At 70.1% G+C, this 23586-nt stretch carries 21 protein-coding genes and 1 pseudogene; 10 read left to right on the forward strand and 12 right to left on the reverse strand.

The features are described from left to right. Positions 1-72 precede the first annotated feature (72 nt). Positions 73-1380, reverse strand: coding sequence for a 3-phosphoshikimate 1-carboxyvinyltransferase (aroA, locus tag CA12_RS09845; RefSeq protein ID WP_145358783.1), 1308 nt, complete (start codon positions 1378-1380; stop codon positions 73-75). Positions 1381-1696: 316 nt separating this feature from the next. Here aroA and CA12_RS09850 point away from each other — a divergent pair, with 316 nt between their 5' ends. The 6 genes from CA12_RS09850 (at position 1697) to miaB (ending at position 9156) form a co-directional block, all read left to right on the forward strand. Further along, positions 1697-2599 carry a hypothetical protein gene (locus tag CA12_RS09850; RefSeq protein ID WP_145358784.1) on the forward strand — a complete coding sequence of 301 codons (903 nt, stop codon included), beginning with the start codon at positions 1697-1699 and terminating at the stop codon, positions 2597-2599. A 124-nt stretch (positions 2600-2723) separates the two neighbouring features. Continuing rightward, on the forward strand, positions 2724-4085 hold the full coding sequence (locus CA12_RS09855; protein ID WP_145358785.1) for a hypothetical protein: 1362 nt from the start codon (positions 2724-2726) through the stop codon (positions 4083-4085). 90 nt (positions 4086-4175) lie between these two features. Further along, on the forward strand, positions 4176-4907 hold the full coding sequence (locus tag CA12_RS09860) for an MIP/aquaporin family protein (protein ID WP_165700666.1): 732 nt from the start codon (positions 4176-4178) through the stop codon (positions 4905-4907). A gap of 171 nt (positions 4908-5078) precedes the next feature. Further along, positions 5079-5306, forward strand: a complete 228-nt coding sequence (locus CA12_RS09865; protein WP_145358787.1) for a hypothetical protein — start codon at positions 5079-5081, stop codon at positions 5304-5306. Positions 5307-5463: 157 nt separating this feature from the next. Continuing rightward, complete coding sequence (locus tag CA12_RS09870) at positions 5464-7518, forward strand: SulP family inorganic anion transporter (protein WP_145358788.1); 2055 nt, start codon at positions 5464-5466, stop codon at positions 7516-7518. A gap of 114 nt (positions 7519-7632) precedes the next feature. Continuing rightward, positions 7633-9156 carry a tRNA (N6-isopentenyl adenosine(37)-C2)-methylthiotransferase MiaB gene (gene miaB / locus CA12_RS09875; RefSeq protein WP_145358789.1) on the forward strand — a complete coding sequence of 508 codons (1524 nt, stop codon included), beginning with the start codon at positions 7633-7635 and terminating at the stop codon, positions 9154-9156. Between the two features lie 66 nt (positions 9157-9222). Here miaB and CA12_RS09880 read toward each other — a convergent pair whose 3' ends face one another. The 6 genes and pseudogenes from CA12_RS09880 to CA12_RS09905 all read right to left on the reverse strand — a co-directional run bounded on the left by CA12_RS09880 (position 9223) and on the right by CA12_RS09905 (position 14710). Next, positions 9223-9570 (reverse strand): TM2 domain-containing protein, encoded by a 348-nt coding sequence (locus CA12_RS09880; protein ID WP_145358790.1) that lies wholly within the window; start codon positions 9568-9570, stop codon positions 9223-9225. A 143-nt stretch (positions 9571-9713) separates the two neighbouring features. Beyond that, a pseudogene (locus CA12_RS09885) lies at positions 9714-10052 on the reverse strand (DMT family protein); the annotation flags it as partial. A gap of 73 nt (positions 10053-10125) precedes the next feature. Then, the gene (gene pyrH / locus CA12_RS09890) at positions 10126-10848 is read right to left on the reverse strand and encodes a UMP kinase (RefSeq protein WP_145358792.1); all 723 of its coding nucleotides are present in this window, start codon (positions 10846-10848) and stop codon (positions 10126-10128) included. A gap of 91 nt (positions 10849-10939) precedes the next feature. Then, positions 10940-11776, reverse strand: coding sequence for a translation elongation factor Ts (gene tsf / locus CA12_RS09895; RefSeq protein ID WP_145358793.1), 837 nt, complete (start codon positions 11774-11776; stop codon positions 10940-10942). A 150-nt stretch (positions 11777-11926) separates the two neighbouring features. Then, on the reverse strand, positions 11927-12673 hold the full coding sequence (gene rpsB / locus CA12_RS09900; RefSeq protein WP_145358794.1) for a 30S ribosomal protein S2: 747 nt from the start codon (positions 12671-12673) through the stop codon (positions 11927-11929). A gap of 222 nt (positions 12674-12895) precedes the next feature. Continuing rightward, positions 12896-14710, reverse strand: a complete 1815-nt coding sequence (locus CA12_RS09905; RefSeq protein ID WP_145358795.1) for an FAD-dependent oxidoreductase — start codon at positions 14708-14710, stop codon at positions 12896-12898. A 67-nt stretch (positions 14711-14777) separates the two neighbouring features. Between CA12_RS09905 and CA12_RS09910 the strand changes: the two genes are divergently transcribed. Then, a complete protein-coding gene (locus CA12_RS09910) occupies positions 14778-15215 on the forward strand; it encodes a DUF1294 domain-containing protein (RefSeq protein ID WP_145358796.1) in 438 nt (145 codons plus the stop codon). Positions 15216-15322: 107 nt separating this feature from the next. After that, complete coding sequence (locus CA12_RS09915) at positions 15323-16921, forward strand: TolC family protein (RefSeq protein WP_145358797.1); 1599 nt, start codon at positions 15323-15325, stop codon at positions 16919-16921. A 58-nt stretch (positions 16922-16979) separates the two neighbouring features. On the opposite strand, the gene CA12_RS09920 is transcribed toward CA12_RS09915, so the two are convergent. The 4 genes from CA12_RS09920 to CA12_RS09935 form a co-directional block, all read right to left on the reverse strand. After that, a complete protein-coding gene (locus CA12_RS09920) occupies positions 16980-17759 on the reverse strand; it encodes a PrsW family glutamic-type intramembrane protease (RefSeq protein WP_145358798.1) in 780 nt (259 codons plus the stop codon). Between the two features lie 285 nt (positions 17760-18044). Then, on the reverse strand, positions 18045-18614 hold the full coding sequence (locus CA12_RS09925; protein WP_145358799.1) for a membrane-associated protein: 570 nt from the start codon (positions 18612-18614) through the stop codon (positions 18045-18047). Between the two features lie 201 nt (positions 18615-18815). Then, a complete protein-coding gene (locus CA12_RS09930; protein ID WP_165700667.1) occupies positions 18816-19406 on the reverse strand; it encodes an FkbM family methyltransferase in 591 nt (196 codons plus the stop codon). Between the two features lie 344 nt (positions 19407-19750). Beyond that, positions 19751-20827 (reverse strand): ribose-phosphate diphosphokinase, encoded by a 1077-nt coding sequence (locus CA12_RS09935; protein WP_145358801.1) that lies wholly within the window; start codon positions 20825-20827, stop codon positions 19751-19753. A 115-nt stretch (positions 20828-20942) separates the two neighbouring features. On the opposite strand from CA12_RS09935, the gene CA12_RS09940 reads away from it, so the two are divergent. Then, the gene (locus tag CA12_RS09940; RefSeq protein ID WP_145358802.1) at positions 20943-21644 is read left to right on the forward strand and encodes a hypothetical protein; all 702 of its coding nucleotides are present in this window, start codon (positions 20943-20945) and stop codon (positions 21642-21644) included. 81 nt (positions 21645-21725) lie between these two features. Beyond that, on the forward strand, positions 21726-22160 hold the full coding sequence (locus CA12_RS09945; RefSeq protein WP_145358803.1) for a vacuolar protein sorting-associated family 26 protein: 435 nt from the start codon (positions 21726-21728) through the stop codon (positions 22158-22160). Between the two features lie 10 nt (positions 22161-22170). Here the strand turns inward: CA12_RS09945 and CA12_RS09950 are convergent, their stop codons facing one another. Continuing rightward, a complete protein-coding gene (locus CA12_RS09950; RefSeq protein ID WP_145358804.1) occupies positions 22171-23427 on the reverse strand; it encodes a zinc metalloprotease in 1257 nt (418 codons plus the stop codon). Between the last annotated feature and the right edge of the window lie 159 nt (positions 23428-23586).

Here is a 23586-nt window from a genome sequence, read left to right on the forward strand (position 1 = left end):
AGGCCCGTGACGCCCGCTGATCGGGACGTCTTGACTCGCTCGCGGCCGTCCAGCCTCGCTTGCGCTTCGGGCTCACAGTTCTCTCCCCGTCAATGTTTGGAGGTCCTGCCAGAACCCCGGGTAAGTCTTCGCCACGCAGCCCGGGTCGGCGATCTGCACGCCGTTCTCGCGCAGGCCGATCAGGGCGAAGCTCATCGCCATGCGGTGGTCGTCGTAGGTGTGGACGATCGCCGGCGTGACCGGCTTCGGCACGATTGTGAAGCCGTCCGCGTGCTCCTCGCACTCCTGCCCGAGCTTGCGCAGCTCCGTCACCACCGCGGCGACGCGGTCCGTCTCCTTGTGCCGGGCATGGGCGATCCCGGTCACGGTCGTCGGCCCGTCGGCGAAGACCGCGACCGCGGCGGCCGTTTGGGCGGTGTCGGAGATCGGCCCCATGTCGAACGTCTGGCCGCCCTTCAGCCGGCCGTGCGGCGGGCCGGTCACCGTCGTCTTCTCCTCTTCTATACGTACCTCGCAGCCCATCGCCCGGAGGACCCTCAGGAAGTCCATATCCCCCTGCACGCTGCCGGTGCCGAGGCCCTCCACGGTGACGGTTCCGCCGAGGATCGCCGCGGCGGCGAACCAGTAGCTGGCGGCGCTGGCGTCCGGCTCGACGGCGTATTCGGTCGCGGTCGGCGTCTGCGGGGCGATGTGGAACAGGCCGTTCTCCTCTGACACCCGCACGCCGAACGCCTCCAACACCCGCCGCGTCATCACGACGTACGGCACGGAGACCAACTCCCCCGGCACCCGCAGCGTGAGCGGCCCGCGGGCGGCCGGGGCGGCCATCATCAGGGCGCTGAGGAACTGGCTGCTGGCCCCGCTCTCCACCGTCGCCGTGCCGCCGGAGAGGCCGGTCGTGTGCACCGTCAGCGGCGGACAGCCGTTGGCGAGGTCGCAGGTCACCTCCGCCCCGAGCTGGTTGAGGGCGTCGACTAGGTCGCCGATCGGGCGTTGCCGCATGCGGGCGACGCCGTCGAGGCGGTAGGTCCCCCGGCCGGCGGCGGCGATCAGGGCGGTGAGGAACCGGATGCTCGTGCCGCTGTTCTCGCAGAACAGCCCGGCGTCGTTCGCCGGCAGTTCGCCGCCGCAGCCGGTGATGCGGACCGTGGCCGCGACCGGGTTGTGATCGACGTCCAGCCCCAGCGCCGTCAGGGCGTTGAGCATCACGCGGGTATCGTCGCTGTCCAGCACCCCGGTGAGGGTGGACGTGCCCTCCGCCAGCGCCGCGACGGCGAGAGCCCGGTTCGTCAGGCTCTTGCTGCCCGGCGGCCGGAGCGTGGCGCCGCCGAAGCCCTCGACGGGCGTGATGGGCAGCGGATCGGGAAGCGAATCGAGCACGGGCGAACGAACCTAAGCCGGAGCCATGGCTCCGGCCTGGGGAACCGGGGGGACGAAGAACCGAACCCGGCAGGCTACCCGGTCCCGCCGCTTGAGGCGAATCGCCCGCCGCCGGAGGGAACGCCCGAGGTCGCCGCGGCGGCATCGGTCGTCCGGTCCACGACGGGGGCAAACTCCGCAACCGGTGCATCTTGCCGTGTTTGCCCCAGCGGCGGAGGTCCCCGGGTCGCCGGACGGCCGATCTCTCCTCCGCGGTCCCGCCGTTTGCCCGGACCGTCCCGCCCCCGTCTCCCGCCCCGCCGACCCCGGACGCCCAATGCTCGCCGGCCTCGCTCCGTTCCGCCTCCTGCGGTCCGACCTGTTTCGCCGGGCGTTGCGGCGGGCGCTGCGGCTGGGCCTGATGCTGGGGCCGATGATCGGTCCGCTCGCCTCGTCGGCCGCGGGGGCGGAGCTGTTCCCGGTCGACCCGTGGGCCGCGGTGGCAGACGCGGCGACGCTCGAGGGGTGGACGGGCGTGGGCGACGCGGCCCGTTGGCGGCGGGCGACGGGGTGGGCGGCGTCTGGGGCGGAGTTCGCCTCCCTCTCCTCAGCCGCCGAGGCGTCGGCGGAGGCCGTGGCGGCGGCGGACCCGGCGGCGGCCGAACCGGCCCCGGCCCTGCTGGCGCTGGCGGCTCCGCAACTGGCCCCGCGGTCAGAGCCCCGCGACGAGCGGGCGGCGGCGGAGCTGGACTGGGTGAACAGCGCCGGCCTGGCGGTGCATCCGGTGCGGACGGTCGCCCTCGCCGCGACGCCGCGGCTGCCGAGCCTCGCCCCCGTGGTAGTCGTCGTCGAACCGCCGGCGCCGGTTCGGATCGCCGAGGGGCTGCCGGCGCTGGCGGCCCCGGAGCCGCCGCCCGTCTTCGCCGCCCTGCCGACGGGCGCCGCGGACGGGGCCCTGGGGAGCGAACCGGGGAGCGAACCGGCGGCGGTCCGCGTGCCGTTGGTCGCGTCCAAACCCGCCGCCCCGGCGGTGCGGGCGGCCCGGCGGGCGGACGGGACGCGGCTGGCCGCTCGCCCGGCGAGCGCGACGCAGGCGGTCTCGGACGCCGTCGCCCGGTTCCTCGCGGCCACGGCGCCGGGGGCCTGGGCGGGGTTGGGAACCGAACCGGCGGCTTCGGACCCGACGTCCGCCGCCCGCACGGCCGGGGCAGACGGCGCAGCCGGCGCGCTCCGCCGCTAACCGGCCCCCGTGCGGCGAACCGGCCGATAGAATCGGCGTCGCCCCGCGCGTCGCCCGGTTCCCCCTCGCCCGGCTCCCATCGTTTGGGTCTCCGTCGCTTGTTCGTCCCCGCCGCCGTGTCGTCATGATCGTCCGCTCGTTCCGCCGTCGCTGGTTCTCCCGTTCGGCGGGGCTCGTCCTGCTGGGCGCCGCGGCGCTCGGCCCGGCCGCGGAGACGGTCGCCCAGGAACCGATGCGGGCCGGGTACGGGCCGACGCTGGCGGAGCGGCGGGCGGCGGTGCGGCTGGCCCAGCGGGAACGCGACGCCGCCCGGCGGCAGCGGTCCTCGTATCAGGGCGCCGGCGGCTATTCCTTCGGGGACTTCGGCGGCGGCGTGCCGGACGCCGCCCTCGGCGGGCCGCGCCTCCAGCGGAACGAACCGGACGCTAGCGGCCTCGTCACCCAGGTGAAGGTCGTCGTGCTGGTGGACGGCGCCGCCGGCGTGCTGGGATCGCGGGTCTGGCGGGAGTCGCTGGCCTCCCTCGGCGTGGACACCGCCGTCCGCACCGGCCGGCCCACCGACGCGATCGGCGTGACGGAAACGACCGGCGTCGGCCTGCGGAGCGTCACCGCCACCGGCCGCCTGACCCCCGACGGCAGCCTCGTCTTCCCGGAGCGCCAGTTCACCCCCGGCGACCGGCGGGAACTTCGAGGATGGGTCGAATCCCTGTCGACGCACGGGGCCGCCGGCGATCCCGGCGGACAACCGCTGTGGGGACTGGACCAGACGCAGTTCCGCATGACGTTCGAAGGGCTCTCCGCCCCGGCCCCGGCGGCGTTCGGTCCGCTCTCCGGCGGGGCGGTGAACCCGGCGCTGCTGGCCCTCGAACTGCCGCCGACGCTCCCGCTGCGGTTCGCCCCGGAGGCCGCCGCCCGCCTGCGGAACCCGGCGAACAACGGCCGGGCGCTGCAGGACGGGCCGCTGCCGGCGTTCTCGAAGGGCGCCTCGCTGGCCGCGCTGCTGGCCCGACACGGGTTGGCCTTCCACCCGACCCGCACCCCGGCGGGCGGGTTGGAACTGGTGGTGGTCGAACGACCCGCCGACGACCCGCTGACGGCGATCCCCGGCACCGCGGACGCCGCCGAGCCGGGCGCCGTCGCCCCCGCCGGGGCGTGGCCGGTCGGTTGGAAGGTCTCCGAGGGCCCCGGCCGGCTGGCGGCGGCGGGGGGGATCTTCACGCTGACGAGCCTCGGCGTGCGGGAGAGTTCCCTGAACGACTTCGCCCGGTCCGTCGAGGCCGCCTGCGGGGTGCCGGTCCTGCTGGACGTCGCCGGGATGCGGGCCGTCGGCGTGGACCCGGCGACGGCGACGGTCTCCGTTCCCCCCGGCCGCGGGGCGTGGGACCGAGCCGTGCGGTACGCCGTCGCGGAGCACGCCCTCAAGAGCGAACTCCGCCGCGACGAGGCCGGCCGCGGCTTCCTCTGGATCACCCCGGCCCGGCGGTAGGCGATCCGGCACGGCGAGAGATGACGAACGTACTGACGTTTTGGTATTTGTGAGAACGTCCGGTTCGTTCTCCGTTCGCCTGCCGTCCCGTTGATCGACGTCCCTCCCCCGCGCCCGTTCCTGTGGTGCGATCCGCTGTGGCGGCGGTCCGTCGCGGAGGTGGTCGGCACGTTCGCCCTGGTGGCGATCGGCTGCGGGGCCGCCGCGGTGAACGCGGCGACCGCCGAAGCCACGGGAATCGGCGCCGTCACCCACCCGGGGGTCGCCATCGCCTTTGGGGTGGTGGTCTTCTGCGTGATCGAGACCGTCGGTCCGATCTGCGGGGCGCACCTGAATCCCGCGGTGACGGTCGCCTTCGCCCTCTCCCGGCGGCTGGCCTGGCGGGACGTGCCGGTTTACGTGCTGGCCCAGTGCCTCGGGGCGACGGCGGCGGCGTTCTGCCTAGTGGCCCTGCTGGGCGAACCGGCCGACGCCGCCGTGACCCGGCCGAACGGGGCGATCGGCGTCACCCAGATCGGCGCCCTGCTGGTCGAGGCGGGGCTGACCTGCGGGCTGATGACGACGGTCTTCGCCGTCGCCACCGGCCCGAAGGAGAAAGGTCTGCTCGCGGGGCTGTCGATCGGCGGGGTGGTGGCGATCGAGGCGATGGCCTTCGGCCCGGTCTGCGGCGCGAGCATGAACCCGGCCCGCTCCCTCGGCCCGGCGGTGGCCACCGCGGACTACGGGGACCTGTGGCTGTACCTCGTCGGCCCGACGGTGGGGGCGGCGGCGGCGGTTCCGCTCTACCGGCTCATCCGGCCGACGTCCGTCTGCGACTCGTAGGGTCCGCTCCGCGGACCGTCGACTGAGTTCGCGCCTTCTCGAGAACGGTCCGTGCGGCGGACCCTGACAACTCTGCCGGTCGCGGCGGCGGCGAACTGTGCGGTGGGGAAGAAGGCGCGAGGCGGCCGACCGAAACGGGGTTCGCCCCACCCTTTCGGCTCCCCCGCCGTCATGTCGAATCTCTCGCTGCACTCGCCGCACGTCGCTTCGCCGCTCGCCGCCTCGCTGGACCCGATCGCGGAGTTGAAGCTCCGCCGCTGGGCCCGGGAGCACCACGTGCCCGCCGCCGAACGCGATCCGCTGTGGCACCCGGTCGTGTGGCAGGAGATGGCCGCCCGCGACCGGGAACGGGCCGCCCTGGCGGAAGTGGAAGCCCGTTCGCTCCGCCGGGCCGCCTGAGCGGTCGGTCGGCGACGGCCTGAAGCGGCCGGAGACGACGGCGAACGGACGGTGTGAGTTCTCGGACAATCTGCCCGGAACGCGGCGTGGGATCGGTGTCCCCCCGGTGTCGGGGGGGTACGATCGCGCCGGTATCCCGTCCTCCGCTCAGGTCGCTATGTCCTCCGCTCCCAACGTCCGGCCCGCCAATGGCCCGCTTCCGAACGGGAAACCCGCTCCGCCGGGTCTGTTCGATTCGCCGGCGAGAAACTTCTCCGCCTCGGTGGTGGTGTTTCTGGTGGCCCTGCCGCTGTGCATGGGCATCGCCATCGCCAGCGGGGCGCCGGTCTCCGCGGGAATCATCACCGGGATCGTGGGCGGCCTGCTGGTCGGCTTTTTCGCCGGGTCCCCCCTGCAGGTGAGCGGGCCGGCGGCGGGCCTGACGGTGATCGTCTACGAGATCGTCCGCGAACACGGCCTCGAGACGCTGGGCCTGTGCGTGCTGGTGGGCGGGCTCCTGCAAATGGTCTGCGGTCTCGCGAAGTTCGGCGTCTGGTTTCGCGCCGTCAGTCCGGCGGTGATCCGGGGGATGCTGACGGGCATCGGCGTGCTGATCTTCGCCAGCCAGTTTCACGTGCTGGTGGACGACGCTCCGCCCGGCGGGGGGTTGCAGAACCTCATCACCATTCCCGAGGCGGTCCAAAAAGGCCTGCCTTGGCCGAAGATGCGGCCTGAGGAGCAGCGGGTCGTCCAGGTGGACCTGCTGAAGGCGAGCGGCGCCCTGCACGAACGCCAGGAGATTCTGCGGGAGCGCGTCGCCGAGCATGTCCCCACGGGCTTCGCCCCCGTCCTCGGCGCCGAAGACGACCCGGACGCCCTGGCGATCGCGGAGGGGCTCGCCGAGGACGCCGAGGAACTGGCCGTCACGCAGGCCGCGATCGCGAAGGACCTCGACGGTCTTCGGGACGAGTTCGACGCGGCCGCCTTGGGAGAGGGCAAACGGAGCAAAGTGCGATTCACCAGGCTGAACGAGGCGCGGGCGGCGCTCGACGCATCTCTCGCCGCGCTCGCCGCCGCCGAGCAGCCCTCCGTCGCGGCGGCCCTCGCGGTGCGGAAGAAGGTCGACGACGCGGAAAATTCGTTGTTGGACTTCGAAACCAGCCTGAAGAACCACGACGTCGCCTCCAAGCTGGGGCTGGTCACCGTCGTGGTGATCATCCTCTGGCAACTCATGGTCAAGAAGGTCGGCCCGCTGAAGTTCCTCAACGTCCTGCCGGCCGCGTTAGTGGCGGTCGTCGTGGCGACCGTGGCGGCTTGGGCGTGGGTGTTGCCGGTGATCTACGTCGAAGTGCCGCAGTCGCTGTTCGACGAGATCCGCTGGCCCACCCTGGCCGTCCTGCGGACCGCGGATTGGGGGGCGGTGATCTCCGGCGGGCTGCTGATCGGCGCCGTGGCCAGCGCCGAGTCGCTGCTGTGCGCCGCGGCGGTCGACAAACTGCACACCGGCCCGCGGTCGAACTTCGACCAGGAACTGTTCGCGCAGGGCCTCGGCAACACGGTCTGCGGCGTGCTCGGCGCCCTGCCGATGACCGGCGTGATCGTGCGGAGTTCGGCGAACGTCCGCAGCGGGGCCACCAGCCGCTCCAGCGCCATCCTGCACGGCCTCTGGCTGCTGATCTTCGCCGCCCTGCTCGGCGGCCTGCTGTCCCTGATCCCCACCACCGCGCTGGCCGCGGTGCTGGTGTACGTCGGCTGGAAGCTGATCGACTTCGTCGCCGTCCGCGAGCTCTGGAAACTGGGCAAAGGCGAGCTGGTGGTCTTCTTCGTGACGGTCACGGGCATCGTCTGCTTCGACCTGCTCACCGGGGTGATCGCGGGCATCGTGCTGGCCGCGATCCGCCTGCTGACGAAGTTCAACAAGCTGGAAGTGCGGGGCGAACTCGAGGAGTCGCCCGAGCCCGGCGGGTCGCCGATCTACCACCTCCGCCTCCGCGGCGCCGCGACCTTCCTGAGGCTGCCGAAGCTCGCCGAGGCGCTGGAGGAGATCCCCGCCAACGCCCAGGTGCACGCCGACCTCAGGGCCCTGAGCTACATCGACCACGCCTGCGTGGAGTTGCTGGGCGAGTGGCACGTCCAGCACGAACAGACCGGCGGATCGTTGACCATCGATTGGGACGAACTGCACGACCGCTCCCGCAAGGCGGCGATCCCCGGCGCCGTGGAGCCCGTCTGACGACGGAGCGGCACGCGGAAGGTCCGGGAACGGGCGCCGCCCGGGGGCGATCGGCCTGCCGTCGCCGGGCCTCCCGGCGTAGACTGCCGCCCGCCCCCGTCCTGCCCGTCCGCTATGACCGACCCGATCCTCTCCGCCGCCGCTCCCCCCGCCGACGGGCCCGCCGTCGACGGCCCGAACCGTCGGCTGTATATCGAGACGGTCGGCTGTCAGATGAACGTGCTCGACAGCGAGCTGGTCGTCGGCGCGTTGCGCAAACGCGGGTTCGAGGTCACCTCCGATCCCGAAGCCGCCGACACCCTGCTGTTCAATACGTGCAGCGTGCGGGAGAAGGCCGAGCAGAAGATTTACTCCTCCCTCGGCCGGCTGAAGTACCGCAAGCGGCAGCGGCCCGGCACGGTGATCGGCGTGTTGGGCTGCATGGCCCAGAAGGACAAGGACCTCGTCTTTCGCAAGATGCCGCACGTCGACCTCGTCGTCGGCACCGGGCAGTTGGCCGAGGTGCCGGACCTGATCGACGCCGCCCGCGAGAACGCCCTCCGCGGCTCGAAAAGCCGGCTGACGGCCCTGTCGCTCTCCCGCAAGGGAGGCGCCCGCAAGGAGATCGAGGCGAGCTTTGAAAGCTACGACCCCCTGCGCGAACCGACGATGCGGCCCACGCCGTATCAGGCCTTCGTGCGGGTGATGATCGGCTGCGACAAGTTCTGCACCTATTGCGTGGTCCCCAGCACCCGCGGCCCGGAGCAGAGCCGCGCCCCCTCCGACATTAAAAAGGAGGTCGAGGTGCTCGCCGGACAGGGCGTCAAGGAGATCACCCTGCTGGGCCAGACCGTCAACAGCTACAAGCACTCCGGCGAGGGCAAAACCTACCGCCTCAGTGATCTGCTGTATCTGATCCACGGCACGCCCGGGATCGAACGGATTAAGTTCGTCACCGGGTATCCCAAGGATTTGGGGAACGATCTGCTGGAGGCGATTCGCGACCTGAAGAAGTGCTATCACTACCTTCACGTCCCGCTGCAAAGCGGCTGCGACGACGTGCTGAAGGTGATGAAGCGGGGTTATACGGTCGCCGAGTACCGCGACATGATGCACCGCGTCTGGGAAACGGTGCCGGGCTGTTCGGTCAGCAGCGACTTTATCGTCGGCCACCCCGGCGAGACCGAGGAGAGCTTTGAAAAGAGCGTCGACAGCGTGCGGGAGTTCCGTTTCAAGAACAGCTTCATCTTCAAGTACTCCCCCCGCCCCGGCACCAAGGCGTACGAACGCCTGGCCGACGACATCCCGGACGAGGTGAAGCGTCGGCGGAACAACGCATTGCTCGCCGTGCAGAACGAGGTCGGCGAGGAGGAGAATGCCCGCAAGATCGGCGAGCAGGTCTCCGTGCTGGTCGAGGGGCCGAGCGTCCGGCAGAAGAAGGCGGACCAGTCTTCCGAAGACGTCGGGCCGGCCCCGGGGGAGGCGATTCAGCTGACCGGCCGCACGCGCTGCGACCGGATCGTAGTGTTCGACGGCAACCCCCGGCTGATCGGCAGCACGACGGAGGTACACGTGGACGACTGCACCGGCACGACGCTGCTCGGCTCGATCGTCACCCGCGAGGTCACGCACCTCGGCGGGCTGCCGGTGCTGGTCTGACGGTTTTCAAAGCGCCTGCCCCGGTTCGCCGTCGCCGCCAGGCGGCGCGACTTCGGGGACGGACGCTCAGAACCATTCTTTCTTCTCGACCATATAGGTCTGGTAGAACTCTTCGTCGGACTTGGTGAGGTAGATCACGCCCTCGATCAGGCCGATGACGGTCATCGCCACCGGCGCCAGCAGCGGGACGAAAAACAGACAGGGGCTCGCGATCGTACTGCCCACCGTCACCGCGAGCATAATGATGCCCGGCGTGGTCATGCCGAGGACGAACTTATGGACGCCCAGCCCGCCGGCCGCGATGCCCAGCACGCCGGCAAGGATTTTCTTCTCCGCCCCCGGGTGTTTTTGAACGTAGTAGCCGTGGGGCTCGCCCGGCGGCGGGGCGGAATAGGGCGGCGGTTCAGACGTCATGGCGGTTCTCCGGGGGGGGAGCCGCGATCCTAGTCGGTCCCGAAAGCGTCGACATCCTCGCCGCGGGCCGGCGGCGGGGCGTGCTCCGGCGCGACCTGCCGAGCCTCTCCCGGCGGCGACGCGACCTCCCGGGACGGGGCGGGCGCCCGAAACACGAAATAGACCGCCCCGCACAGGCAGAGCCCGGCCCAAAGATAATCCAGACGCACCGGCTCCCGGAGATACAACGCTGAGAACGGCACGAACACCGACAGCGTAATGACCTCCTGCAGGATCTTCAGTTGCCCCACGCTGAATTGCGTGTGGCCGATCCGGTTCGCGGGCACCTGGAACAGGTACTCGAACAACGCCACGCCCCAGCTCAGCAGGGCCGCGACGATCCACGGCTTGTGGTTGAGTTCCTTGAGGTGCGCGTACCAGGCGAACGTCATAAAGACGTTGGAAACGATCAGTAGACCGACCGTCTGCAACACCACCGGCATCGAAGGCGCCTTCCAAACCACGACGAGGAACGGATCGACCGACCGCAGCGACGCGACTTGAAGGGGAGCCGGATCAGGCGCCGACGCGGGTGCCGATCGGTTCGCCGGCGACGACGCGGGCGATGTTGCCGGCCCGCTGATAATCGAATACCACGATCGGGATGTTCCCTTCCATGCAGTGGTGGATCGCGGTCGCGTCCATCACCTGCAGGCCCTTGTCGAGCACCTCTTTATAGGAGATCGTCTCGTACCGTTGGGCGTGCGGGTTCTTGAGCGGGTCCTCGGAATAAATTCCGTCGACCTTCGTGGCCTTCAGCACGGCGTCCGCCCCGATTTCCCGGGCGCGGAGGGCGGCGGCGGTGTCGGTGGTCACGAACGGGCTGCCGGTGCCCGCGGCGAGGATCACCACGCGGCCCTTTTCGAGGTGCCGTTCGCAGCGGCCTTTAATAAACGGCTCGCAGACGTTCGCCATCGGGATGGCGCTTTGCAGCCGCACGTGCACGCCGACGTTCTCCAGCGCGTCCCGCAGCGCCAGTCCGTTAATCACGGTCGCCAGCATGCCCATATAGTGGGCGGTCGGCGGGTTAATGCTGGCGGAGACCTCGCTGAACTGCTTGCCCCGCAGGATGTTTCCGCCGCCGGTGACCACGGCCAGTTCGCAGCCGGCGTTCGCCACGTCTTTAATCTGATCGGCGAGCACGCCGACCTGATCCATGGCGATGCCGCTCTCCCCCCGCCGACAGAACGTCTCGCCGGAGACTTTGAGCAGGACGCGTTTGTAGGGGGAGGAAGACAAGGCGGAGGGCGAAAGGGGGAGGGCGGAAGGAAAAAAATCCGCGGGGGCCGGCGTCCTTCCGCCTTACGCCTTCCCCCTTCCGCCTTGGAAATCAGCCCTGGCCCAGCACCCAGAGGGTGAAGCCCTTGGCGGTGAGGTTCTTCTCGCCCAGCGCCTGGCTGACGGTCTTGCTGTCGTCCTTGGCGAACGGCTGCAGGTTCAACACGCCGTTTTCGACGTAATAGGCCTTCAGCCGGCCGTCGACGATCTTGTCGATAATGTTGTCCGGCTTGCCGGAGCCCTTGGCTTCCGCGGTGAGGCGTTCGCGCTCGGCCTGCACCTCGGCGGCGTCGAGGTCCTCGGCGACGGCCACCTTGGGACGCAGGGCGGCGATGTGCATCGCCACGTCCCGCATCGTCTGGCTGTCGGCCTTCTCGCCGTCGGCCTGGAACAGCACGGCGGTCTTGCCGTCGTGATGCACGTAGCCGGCGACCGGGCCGCTGAGCTTGCAGACGCGGGCGACGACGATCTTCTCGAGGATCTTGTTGCTGGTCTCCTCGTGCTGCGCCCGCAGGGTTTTGCCGGCGGAGGGGCTGGGCTGGTCGAGCAGTTCGTCGACGGTGCCGGCGCCGGGGCCCTCGGCGAGCTGCTTGAGCAGGTCGTTGCCCAGCGTCATGAAGCCTTCGCTGCGGGCGACGGGGTCGCTTTCGCACTGCACCTCGACCATCGCCGCGGAGCTGTGGTCGTCGGCGACCCACTGGAAGATGCGGCCCTCGGAGGTGACGTTCCCCTCGCGGGCGGCGAGCTTCTTCCCGCTCATTTCCCGCAGGATTTCGATCGCCTTCTCCTCGTCACCGCCGGCCTCCACGAGGGCCTTCTTGCAGTTCATCATCGGAAGGTCGGTGCGGTCGCGGAGCGCTTTGACCGCGGCGGCGGTGACGGTGGCCATCGGGGGGCGTCGGAGTTGGAGGTAACGTGAATTAAGAATGACAAATGAGGAACGTCGAATGGCGAATTCGGCAAGACGGCGGGGGCGGCCCCTTCGTCATTCCGCATTCGCCATTCGTCGTTCCGACCGGAGGGCAAATCCGAACGCGGCTCAGCCGTAAGACGGCACGGCCTTGGGTTCGGCGTCCTCTTCGTTCTTTTCCGGTTCGGGCAGGTGCGACTTGCCGGAGTTAATGGCGTCGGCGAGGTAGTTGAACACCAGCCGGATCGTGCGGATCGAGTCGTCGTTGCCGGGGATCGGCAGGCTGATCAGGTCCGGGTTGCTGTCGGTGTCGATCAGGCAGACGGTTTTAACGCCCAGCAGGTTCGCCTCGTGAACGGCGTTGTGCTCTTTCTTGGGGTCGCAGATCACCATGACCTCGGGGATCCGCTCGAGCTGCCGCATACCGTTCAGGTTGCGGTAGATCTTGCGGTACTCCCGCATCAGGCGGGACTGCTGCTTTTTGGAGTAGGTGTCCAGCTCGCCGGTATCGCGGAGGTGCTCGAGCTCTTCGAGGCGGTCCAGCCGGCCGCGGACGGTGCGGAAGTTGGTGAGGGTGCCGCCCAGCCAGCGTTCGGTGACGTAGGGGCAGCCGCAGGCTTCGGCGGCTTCGCGGACGGGCTCGGCGGCCTGCCGCTTGGTGCCGACGAACAGGATCAGCTTGTTCGCGGCGGCGACGTCTTTCAGGTACTTCTCCGCCCGGAGCATCCCCCGGACGGTCTCCTTAATGTCGATAATGTGAATCAGGTTTTTCTTCCCGAAGATGTAGGGCCGCATCTTCGGGTTCCAGTTGGCCGTGCGGTGCCCGAAGTGGGCGCCGGCCTCCAGGAAGTCGTTGGCCTTCAGCGTGGTCGCCATGCGCGTCGTCTTTCGTCAGGCACGGGGAGGAGAGAGCCGCCGCGGCTGGATTCGAGGCTCGAGGAGCCGCGAAACCCGTGTGCCTTCGCCGCGGTTCGGCGGGGTGAGAAGTCGGGAACCCCCGCGCAGGACGGGGGGCCGGGGACTGTACCGGGGCCGGTTCTGCCGGTCAAACCGAGCAATTTGCCGACAGCGGGCCCCGCGGCGGACCCGGCGGCGGGTTCAGACCGGTTCGGTCTGCTCCCGCAGGGCGAGGTGCAGGAACTGCACGCAGACGCTGCCCTCGCCCACGGCGCTGGCGACCCGCTTGACGCTGTCGGCCCGCACGTCGCCGACGGCGAACACGCCGGGGAGGCTGGTCTCGAACAGGCTGGGCGGCCGCTCCAGCGACCAGCGCCCGCCGGGGCCGCAGCCGTGGTCGTCGCCTTGGCTCGCGCCGGTCGGGGCGGCCTTCCGCGTGACGAGGGCGCCGGTCTTCACGAACCCCTTTTCGTCCCGTTCCAGACGGCCGGCCAGCCAGTCGCTGTTGGGGAGGGCGCCGATCATGCTGAACACGTGCCGGATCGGCCGGCGCTCGGATGCGCCGCTGTCGGCGTTCGTCCAGGTGACCTCTTCCAGCCCCTCGCGGCAGCCGTGCAGGGCGGTGACCTCGGTGCGGGGGTGCAGGGTGATCCTACGGTTGGCGTCGATGCGTTTGAGCAGGTAGTCGCTCATGCTGTCCGCCAGGCCGCGGCCGCGGACGAGCAGATGCACGTGCTGCGCCAGGCCCGCCAGATACACCGCCGCCTGCCCGGCGCTGTTGCCGCCGCCGATCACGATCACCTCCTCCCCCTCGCAGGGGGCGGCCTCAACGGCGGTGGCGGCGTAATAGACGCCGCGGCCCTCGAACTGGGGCAGGTTCTCCAGCGGCAGTTTGCGATAGGTCGCCCCGCTGGCCAGCACGAGGGTGCGGGCGTGGATCGGCGGGTGGTCCTCGACGTGGACCTGATAAGGCGGGCCGTTCGTCTCGCCGTCGCATTCGAGGTCGCGGGCCTTGAGCGGCAGCGAGAGCGTCGCGCCGAACTTCTGGGCCTGCACCTGGGCCCGACCGGCGAGTTCCTGCCCGCTCACGCCGTTGGGAAAGCCGAGATAGTTTTCAATCCGAGAACTGGTTCCCGCCTGCCCGCCGGGGGCCTCGGCTTCGAGGATGACGGTGTGTAGCCCTTCGCTGGCGGCGTACACCGCCGCCGCCAGCCCCGCCGGGCCGGCCCCGACGACGGCGACGTCATAGAGCGCGTCGCAGTCCGGAGCTTCGGTGATGCCGAGGCAGTCGGCCAGCTCCACGTTCGAGGGGTTCGTTAATTTTCGGGGTTCGCCGTCCTCCCCCTCGCCGCAGAGGACGAAGGGCAGCGCGTCGGGGCCGACGCCGTGCTTTTCCAGTATCAACTCCGCCTTCGCGTCCTCGCCGTAGTAATAACTTTGGTTGGGATAGCCGTTGCGGCGGAGGAACCGCTGGAGGCGGAGGGTTTCGGCGTCGTTGCGGCGGCCGGCGATCACCACGGCGCCCAGGGCGTTCTCGATCAGGCCGACGCGACGCAGGATGAACGCCCGCATCACCACGTCGCCGACGTCCGGCTCCGCGGAGAGCAGGTCGCGGAATTTCGCCCGGGGCACCCGCAGCACCCGGCCGGCGCGGGTCGTGCGGGCGGAGACGAGCGTCTGCCGGCCGCTATACAGGTCCAGTTCCCCCGTGAACTGCCGGGGGCTGTGGGTGACGAAGACGCGGTCGGAGCCGTCGCAGGCGACGTCGTAGATCTCCACTTCCGTGCAGAGCGGAATAAAAAAGTCCCGGCCGGTCTGCCCGCGGCGGAAGAGCGTCGTGCCGGCGTCCAACTCCTCGACCTCGCCGTACTGCTTGCAGCGTTCGATCTGGTCGTCGGTCAGCTCCGGGAAGGCCCGCCGTTCCTGCCCGTCGGGCGCGGCGGGCGGCGCGTCCCGAACGGTTGGCTCGGGGGCGTCCCGAACAGACGGGGCGGGAGCGGGCGGGGCGAGGGACATCCGGCGGACCGATGCGAAGGGGCCGGGGATTGTAGCCACGCCGGTCCCCGTCGCGGATGATCGCCGCATGTCCGAATCCCGTCGCCGGTCCGTTCTCCGTCACTGGCCGTACCTCGTCGCGGCGGGGTGGGCGGCGGCGGTGGCCGGCGGCGTGTATTGGGAGCGCCTGCCGGCGTGGGTCGCCTGGACGCTGCTGGGGCTGTGCGTCGTCGCCTTCGTCCTGCACGGCTGGGACAAATGGCGGGCGACCCGGAACGGCCGCCGCGTTCCGGAACTCGTGCTGCACCTCTTCGAACTGCTGGGGGGCTGGCCGGGGGCGCTGCTCGGCCGGCATCTCTTCCGGCATAAAACGGCGAAGGTCAGCTACCGCATCGTGTTCTGGCTGTGCGCGGCGGCGAACGCTCTCGTGCTGGCCGGGTATCTCTGGTACGGCGACGGCCTGGACAATGTGGTGCGGGAGGACGTGTTGTCCGGCGAGGCGTTGCCGGGCTCGCTCGGCGAGTGAACCGAGCGTTTCCGCAGCTTGCCTAAACGGCCCGCCCTGCCCCTCGGTGCGGTGTGGGGGGAGGATCCGGCGCCGACGGTTCTGCCGGACATGCCGACGGAAGCGGCATGAACCGCCCCCGCACCCCGCTGACCGCCCCCGGTTACCCGCGGAAGGCTCTCCGACGGATGGGAAGCGCCGCGATCGGCGCCGTTGCGCTGGCCGGCTGCGGCACGGCGCCGACGGTCGTCACCTATTCCCCCGGCAGCGTCGTCGCCCCGCCGGCCATCGCCGGCGCCGGCGTGGCCGCGGCGGAGGCCAGTGTCACGGAGCCGATTCAGCGCGTCGCTGCCGCGGCGGCGGAGCGCGAACCGGCCCCGGTTCACCCCGCGAACTATCAAGCGGACGCTCAGGAACCGGCGGCTGCCCCCCTGCCGGCTCCGCTGCCCGCGGGTCTGGATGAGACGGACGTCGCCGCGGACGAAGCTCACGCCTTCGAATCGCTCACCCTGGCGGAGGCCGAGGGAACGGCGCTGGCTCAGAATCCGACGCTCGCCGGGGCGACGGCGGCGGTTCGCAAAGCCCGCGGCCTGTACACGCAGGTCGGACTCCGCCCCAACCCGACGGTGGGCCTGATGGGCGAGGACATCGGCGAGGGCGGCGAAGCCGGTCAATATGGCGTGTTCGCCTCTCAGACGTTCGTCCGCGGCAACAAGCTCGAACTCAGCCGGGCCGTCGAGAGTTGGGAGGTGCGGGGGCTGGAACTGCGGGCCGAGGCCCAGCGATTGCGGACGCTGACGGACGTGCGGCAGCGGTTCGTCCGCCTGCTCGCCGCCCAGCGGCGGGTGGAGATCGCGGACGAACTGGTCACACTGGCGGAGGCCGGCGTGCAGCTCTCCGAGGACCTGCTGGAGGCCGGCGAGGTCGCCCGGCCGGACGTCCTGCAAACCCGCATTCAACTCGGCGAGGTGCGGATCGCTCAGCAGAACGCCCTCGTCGCCCGGGACGCCGCCTGGCGTGATCTCATGGCGGCGGTGGGCACGCCGGGCCGGCCGGTGCGGCCGGCGGCCGGCACGCTGGAGGGCGAGCCGCTGGCGGCGGACTTCGAGGAACTGCTGGCCGGCATCCTCGCCGCCAGCCCGGAGGTCGCCGCCGCCCGCGTCCGCATCGAGCGGGCCAAGGCCGCCGTCTGCCGGCAGCAGGTCCAGCCGATTCCCAACCTCAACGCCCAGGCGAGCCTCGCCTACGGGGTGGAGGGCGAGGAGCCGATCGGCGGGTTCCAACTCGGCATGCCGCTGCCGGTGCACAACGACAACCGCGGGAACATCGCCGCGGCGATCGCCGACGTGCACCGGGCCGCCGCCGATCTGGCCCGGCTCGAATTGAACCTGCGGTCCCGCCTCGCCGCGGCGCTGTCGGACTACGAGGCGGCCCAGAACCGGGCGACGCTATTGGCGGACGACGTGCTGCCGGCCGCCCGCGAGAACCTGGACCTCAGCGAGCAGGGTTACCGGCAGGGCGAGTTCGACGCGATCCGTCTGGTGACGGCCCGCCGCAGCCTGTTCGAGGCGGAACTGGCTCAGGTGACCGCCGCCGCCGACCGTCAGGAGGCCGCCGCCCTGATCGACGGCCTATTGCTCTCCGGCGCCCTGGACGACCTCCCCGACGCCGGCGGCGCCAACCTGCAAGGCGTCGGCCTGCGGGACGAAGCGCTCGGCGGGGAGTAACGCGGGATTGCTCGTCCGATCGGCGCCGACTCGGCGACGACCGTGTTGATTTGACCCTTCACGGCCGATGGCGAGTAATTCCCCCCGGCGTTGCCGAACGGCCTGCAATCCTCTGCATCCGTTGTCGAGCGAGCCGAAGGCATCGGATCGCCCAGATCCAGGAAAACAGCGCCGCCGCGCAGGCGCCCAGCATCGGGATAAGCGAGGCCAGGCCGACGTCCTCCTGCGGATGAGTCTTCGCTGAAACGCCGGTGACCGGCGGCTCCAGAACGTCCACCACAAAGATCATCGCGTCCATGAGTCCGTGCAGCAGAATCGACGGCACGAACGCCCACAGCGCCTTCCAGAACCGCCCGGGCGGCGTCTCAAGCGCCCATTGAAGCAGGCGGCCCGTCACGGCGCCCCACGCGCCATGACTCATCACGGCGAACCCGCGCCATTCCTCCACGGTTGCCGCGTATGCCAGATTCTCCCGCATTGAGAATCCTAGCCCGATCAGCGCACCGGCGAACGCCCCGTGCGGCGAGAACTCGTTCCGCCAAATATAGAGGAATAGAAGAATCCATCCTCCCTTGGCGAACTCCTCGGGAACGGCCGCCTCCACGAACGCGCTTGTAAACGCCTGACCGAGCGTGGCGGCGTAGAACTGGTCCGGGGGCAACACGGGGGGCACGCTGCGCAGGATCGCAGAATGCAGAAGGAAAGCGCCCCAGCCCCCGATGAAGAACGCGGCCGTTACGCGCCGGGGCGGCGCCGACCGTCGAAAAAAGAACGCCAGAACGATCGCCGACGCCAGCGGAATAAAAATCGCTTTGACGACGGCCGCGGCGGTGAGCATCGGCGTCGACGACCTCGCTACGGGGAGTGGTTTGCGGAATTGGGGTGCACGTCCGACGTCTCCCCGATCAGTCGCGAGCCGTCCGCGGGGAACGAAGCGAGACTCAATCGGTTCGCCGAGCCGCGCGTCGCTGGCCGACCGCGGCGCCGGGCGCCTGGAGCGCCGATTTTACTCGATTCTTCTTCAACCGGGGTGGCTGGGGCAGAAGCGGGGCGGACGGCTCGGAACCGGTTGCGTGCGCCTGCCGGGGGAGTGATCGGCTGTCGCCGGTTCTGGGGCGTTCGGTCATTTCACAGGCGTTTCATTCCCATCTGCCCCAGCCACTCGACAAGCCGGCCGGCCGAACCACCTTGCCAGCAGAAGGTGCGTGGGCAGATAGATGCCGACCGGCAGCAGGATCGACTCCGCGATCAGCCACCACGGCTGCGGAATTGGGGGCCGGGGCGGCTCGCCGAACCCGGACACGAAGTTGATGCTCTCCGCCGGGTCGGTGAAGAAATAGCAGGCCGGCAGGACCAGCCAGGCGAGCAGCGTCTGGGCGGCCAGCCCGCGACCGTCGTAGCCGAGCCGGTAAACCATCCAGACCAAGAGCGGGGGCACGACCGCGTGAAATAACGACAGGCCGCGGACGAACAGCGGGATCTGCTCGTTGAACATATAGCCGGATTGCTCCAGCAGGCCCGTATCGACGATCAGGTCGGCGAGGAAGTGGAGCGTCCAGGCCAGGTCGGGCAGCAGGATGCCGACCGCCGTCATGCTTGCGAGAAGCCGACTCTCCAGCCACAGAGCCAGGCACGTCGCCAGAAAGGCAATGTCCGAGAACCAGAGGAAATTATTCCACCCCTGGTAATGCACCCAGACCGGGATCAGGACGATTACCCAAAGCGTGTAGGGGATCTTGATCCAGAGCGACAGGCGATGTGGGCGGGTGAGAGTCACGACTCCCTCCAAAACGAAGGCCGCGGGCCGGGACGGTCTGATGCTCGGGCGGGGTGGCCGGGGCCGGCTGGCGGAGGATTTCGGGAGAACGGGCGGGCGTCGATCGGCCGCCCGCCGTTACGCGTTGCGTCGGTACGTCACGTCGTAATACGCGCCGCCCTCGGCACGGCGGGCGAAGGGGGTCTTCGAGTACGTCTTGAACCCGTGCCCGGTCATGAACGCGTCCAGATCGGCAAGCTGGCAGCAGCCGGCGTAGGCTTCAAAATCGGCGACCTCGGCCTTGATGAATTGAAACTGCGGGAGCAGCGCCTCGGCCCCCTGGAGCACCAGCAGCTCCGAGCCCTGGGTGTCCATGATCAGGGCGTCGTAAGCGGCCGGATCAATCTCGTGCCGTTGAAGCAGCGAGGGCAGCGTGACGCCCTGCAGGGACAACGTCTTGGTATATTGGACGCCGGGCCAGATGTCCCGATGCTCTTTCAGGTCCAGGATCGACGACGATTTGCCTTCGTTGTTGGAAATATGGAACTCGTACGCCCGGTCGTCGCGGTCCGTCACGAGGGCCTGAACCGCCCTTTGTTTCGGAAACGGCGCAAGATTGGACTCCAACTGTTCAAAGACGGTCGGGATCGGCTCGACCCACAGCACCCGCAGTCCGAATTTGTCGTAGGCGACTCGCTCTTCCCCGTCGTTGGCCCCAACGTGGATCACTCCGGAAACGGAACGCAGAAATCCGTCCGGCTCCCGGCCGAGCAGCCGTTTGACGCGGCGATAGACGGCTCGCGGCCACGATGACTTCATTGAGCTGACTCCCTGCGGGGCATGACCGGCGTGACTTCGACAGACCGCACGGGCAGGCGGTCCCTGGCGAATTGACGAAGCGGATGAACGAAGAACGACGTGGGCGAGGTCGCCTCTTCGCCGTCGGCTCCTCGGCTCACGGTGTCGCGACGCGGCGGCCGCGTCAATCCGCCGGCCGGGTTCCTCGGGGCCGAGACGAGCGTTCGGCGGCTCGCTCCAGCCGATCGCCGGGAGCGGGTCGCCGGGAGCCGGGCTCACTCCAGCAGGTCGCTGATCGAGCCGCCTTCCTCGTGGGTGCGGCGGAGGGCGGAGCCGAACATTTTAGCCGTCGGGATGACGTGCAGCCGCTTCGCCGTGGCGGCGCCGTCGAGGCGGAAGGGGCGGATGGTGTCCGTCACCACGATGCGCGGGACGTCCGCGAGGTTCTCCGCCGCCTTGCCGACGAACAGGCCGTGCGTGGCGCAGGCGGCGAAGACTTCCCCGCCGTGCCGGTCGATCGCTTCGGCGCAAAGCCGAATCGTGCCGCCGCTGGCGATCATGTCATCGAGGATGATGACCCGCTTGCCGCGGATGTCGCCCACCACGGTGTTGCCGCGGACCGTGCCGCCGTCGACGCGTTCCTTGTCCAGATAGGCCACGCCGATCGCGTTCTTCGTCTGAAGGCGGGTTTCGAGGGCGTTGCGGAAGCGGCGGGCCCGGCCCATGCCGCCGCTGTCGGGGGCCAGCACGGCCAGTTGCCCGTCCTCGCAGCCGGCGTCCTTGAGGGGCTCGGGCAGGTGATCGTCCACCGGTTGCGGCTGGCCGGTCGAGTTCCGGCCGGCGTCCAGGCCGCACAGGTAGTCGGCCAGCAGGTTCTTCGCTTCGAGGTTGTCCGTCGGGATTCGGAACGCGTTTTGGAACGCGCTGAGGTTGTGCACGTCCATCGTGAGGATGCGCGTGACCCCCACGCTCTCCAGGCACTGGGCGAGGTACTTGATGGAGATCGGCGCCCGGCTCTCCGTCTTACGATCCTGCCGGGCGTAGCCGAGGTACGGGCAGACGACCGCCACCCGCTTGGCGCTGGCGTCCTTCAGGCTGCCGGCGAAGAACAGCAGCTTGACGAGCTTCTCCGGAACCGATTGCTCCGGGTCGGCGAACAGGCTGGTGATGACGTACACGTCGCAGCCGCGCACGTTCACGCCGCTACGGACGTAGGTCTCGCGGTCTTCGAAGAACGTCTCCACGTGCCGGCTGCGGGGCACGTCGAGATGGTCGGCGACCCGGTCGGCGTAGGTTTTGGAGCCGTCGAGCCCGAACAGCCGGAAGTTGTGCACGGCGGGCGGGATCGTCAAAAAAGAGGAAAGCGGGTCGTCGTCCCCTCGTCGGGGTTCGGGCGGCCCCCAGCCTAACGCCGCTCGCCCGTCGGTTCACCCGGCGATCGGGCCGACACCGCAGTCCTTCCGCCGCATGTCCCCGGACGTCCTCACTCTCGAACCGACCGACCAAACCGCACCCGTCGGGACGTTCGAGGCCGAACCGCTTGGCGACGGGCCGGAAGCCGGGGTGAAGCTGAAGGGCAGCGATTCCTGGTGCGGGCTCGGCTGCGGGCTGGTGGGCATCCTGTTCGCCACCGGCGTGCTGACGGCGATCGCCTCCCAGTTCTTTCCGGAGTTCGGCTGGCCGGACTGGACGTTGGGGCTGATCCTCGTGCCCGGGGGGGCGGCGTTTCTGGCGCTGCTGGGGTACGGGCTGATGGTCCGCTGGGCGGTGCATCCCGGGGAAGCGGCGATCTCCCCCTGGCCGCTGCGGCCGGGCGACGTCGGGGAGGTGCGCTTCGCCCAACGCCTGAAGAAGGGCCTCGCCCTGCGGGAGCTGCGGGCGGAGCTGAAGTGCGTGGAATCCGCCCGCTACCGCGTCGGCACCAACACCCGCACGGAAACCGCCGACCGCTACGCCCTCGCCCTGCCGCCGATCGACCTGTCCCCGGAGGGCGGCGCCTTCGAGCCGGCCCGGCAGGCCGTCACCGCCGTCTGGGAAATCGCCCTCCCCGCCGACGCCCCGCCCTCGCTGGACACCTCCAACAACGACGTGAACTGGACCCTCACCGTCACCTTGGTGATCGACCGTCACCCGGACGCCCATTCCACCTTCAAGCTGCACGTCGTCTAACGCCCGTTTGACTCCCGTGGGAGCCTTTTGACTCCCCGCGACTCCCGGTTCCCGCTGCGCAACGCCCGTTTCGGAGACAAGATGTTCTCGATTGAGTTGGACGCCCCCGAGGCGGCGCCCGGCGGCGTCGTCCGCGGGGCGGCGATCTTCACCACGGAGAAAGAGGTCACGCCCAAGCACGTTCGGCTGGAACTGCTGTGGAGCACCCGCGGCCGCGGCGACGTGAGCAGCGGCGTGGTTGCCCAGGCCGACGGCCAGACCGGCCCCGTCGCCGCGGGGCAGACGGTCCGCGTGCCCTTCGCCGCGACCCTGCCGAAGGACGCCCCGCGGTCGTTCGCCGGGGAGTTGATCGAGTTGTACTGGTGCGTCCGCGGCCGGGTCGATCTCCCCTGGGCGTTTGACGAGAAGGCGCAGGCAGAATTCGTCGTCGTGGGCCCTGGCGCCGACAGTCCCGGCGTTGGCGGTGCGGGCGCTGACGAAGGGGACCGGGACGGGTCGGACCACTGGCCCGAGTAGGGCGGTTCCCTCAGGTCTCCTCATCCACGAACAGCACGCCGCGGACCAGATCGCGGCTGTCGGCCCGCCCGCCCAGCGAGCCGGCCAGCGTGGCGATCGCGGCGACGAACAGGCTCAGCTTGAGGTGGTCCGCCGTCCGCACCGCCGGGTCGACCGTGGGCCAGGTTTCCATCAGTTGGCGGGGGAAGACCGTCGCGGCGCCCAGCCAGACCAGCCCCGCCAGCGCCGTGAACAGCAGCGCCATCGTCGCCCCCAAGCTCAGCAGCGTGGCGGCGGCGGTGACGACGGCGCTCTCGGACAGCGCCCGAGTCCGATCCCGCACGGCTCCGAATCCGAACGCCCGATACAGCGCCGCCGTCGCGCCGATCACGGCCACGGCGCTGAACAGGGCTAATTGATAGAGCTCCACCGTACTGCCCACGTCCCACGGCTCCGGGCTGAAAAACAGGACCAGCAGCACGCTGAGGGCGGTGGTGACGAGCGTCGGCAGCCGACCGAGCAGCCGGATCGGGTTCGCCCGCAGCGCCGCCCCGACGATCCCGCCGGCGTTCGAAAATGCGACTTTCAGGGCGAATCGCCACCGCGCCAGGCGCCCCGCCCGGCTCGCGGTGGTGCGTTCACGGGCCTCCCGCGGCAGGGCGCGTCGCACGCGGGCCCGCTGGGTCTCGGTGAGTTCGGTCATCGCGGCCAGCTCGTCGACCTGGGCGAAGTCGTACATCACGTTGTTCGGCCCGGGATGATGCGGCAGGTTCAGCAGATGGCCGAAGCAATGCCGCAACAGCGCCGTCAGGGCGGCCGCCGCGGCGTCCGGGTCCGGCGGCTCGCCCCGATAGGCCGGGTCCAGCCGCTTAGTGGAAATCACCGCCACGTTCGTCAGCCGGCTGGGCAGCGCGACGGTGGAGGTGAACGCCGCGGAGGACAGATCCACCTCCGTGACGATTAATAGGAAGTGCACGCCGCGCTCCAACTTCTCCGTCAATCCGATCCGCAGAAAGTCCAGCGGCCGGTACGCCCCCTCCGTCGGCGTCAGGTGCGGCCCGCGAAAGGCGAGCAGCTCCACCGAGACCCCCGCCGCCCCCTCGCCTGTCCCGTCGGATTGAATCGTCGCGTCAAATTGATCGACCGCCGACCGCACCAGCGCCGCGAAGGCGTCCGGCCGATCGCCCTCCACCTCCATCGTCATCACCCCCACCCGATAGCGGCCGGGCGCCTTCTTGGCGCGGGAGCCCGGGGGCGAATCCGGGGCGGGCGTCGGGGCGGGCGTCACGGGCGGGGCGGCGTCGGACTGCGGGAACCGTGGGAGCGATCATGACGATACGCGAGCGCGTCCCCGTTCCCGATCGTCGCCGCCGCGCCGCCGCACGAAGTCGTCTCGTGCGCCAGCGGCCCCCGCCAGGGTAGGCGCTTCCGTCCCGCCGCGGCGTTC

The organism is Alienimonas californiensis (assembly GCF_007743815.1).
Lineage (GTDB): Bacteria > Planctomycetota > Planctomycetia > Planctomycetales > Planctomycetaceae > Alienimonas > Alienimonas californiensis.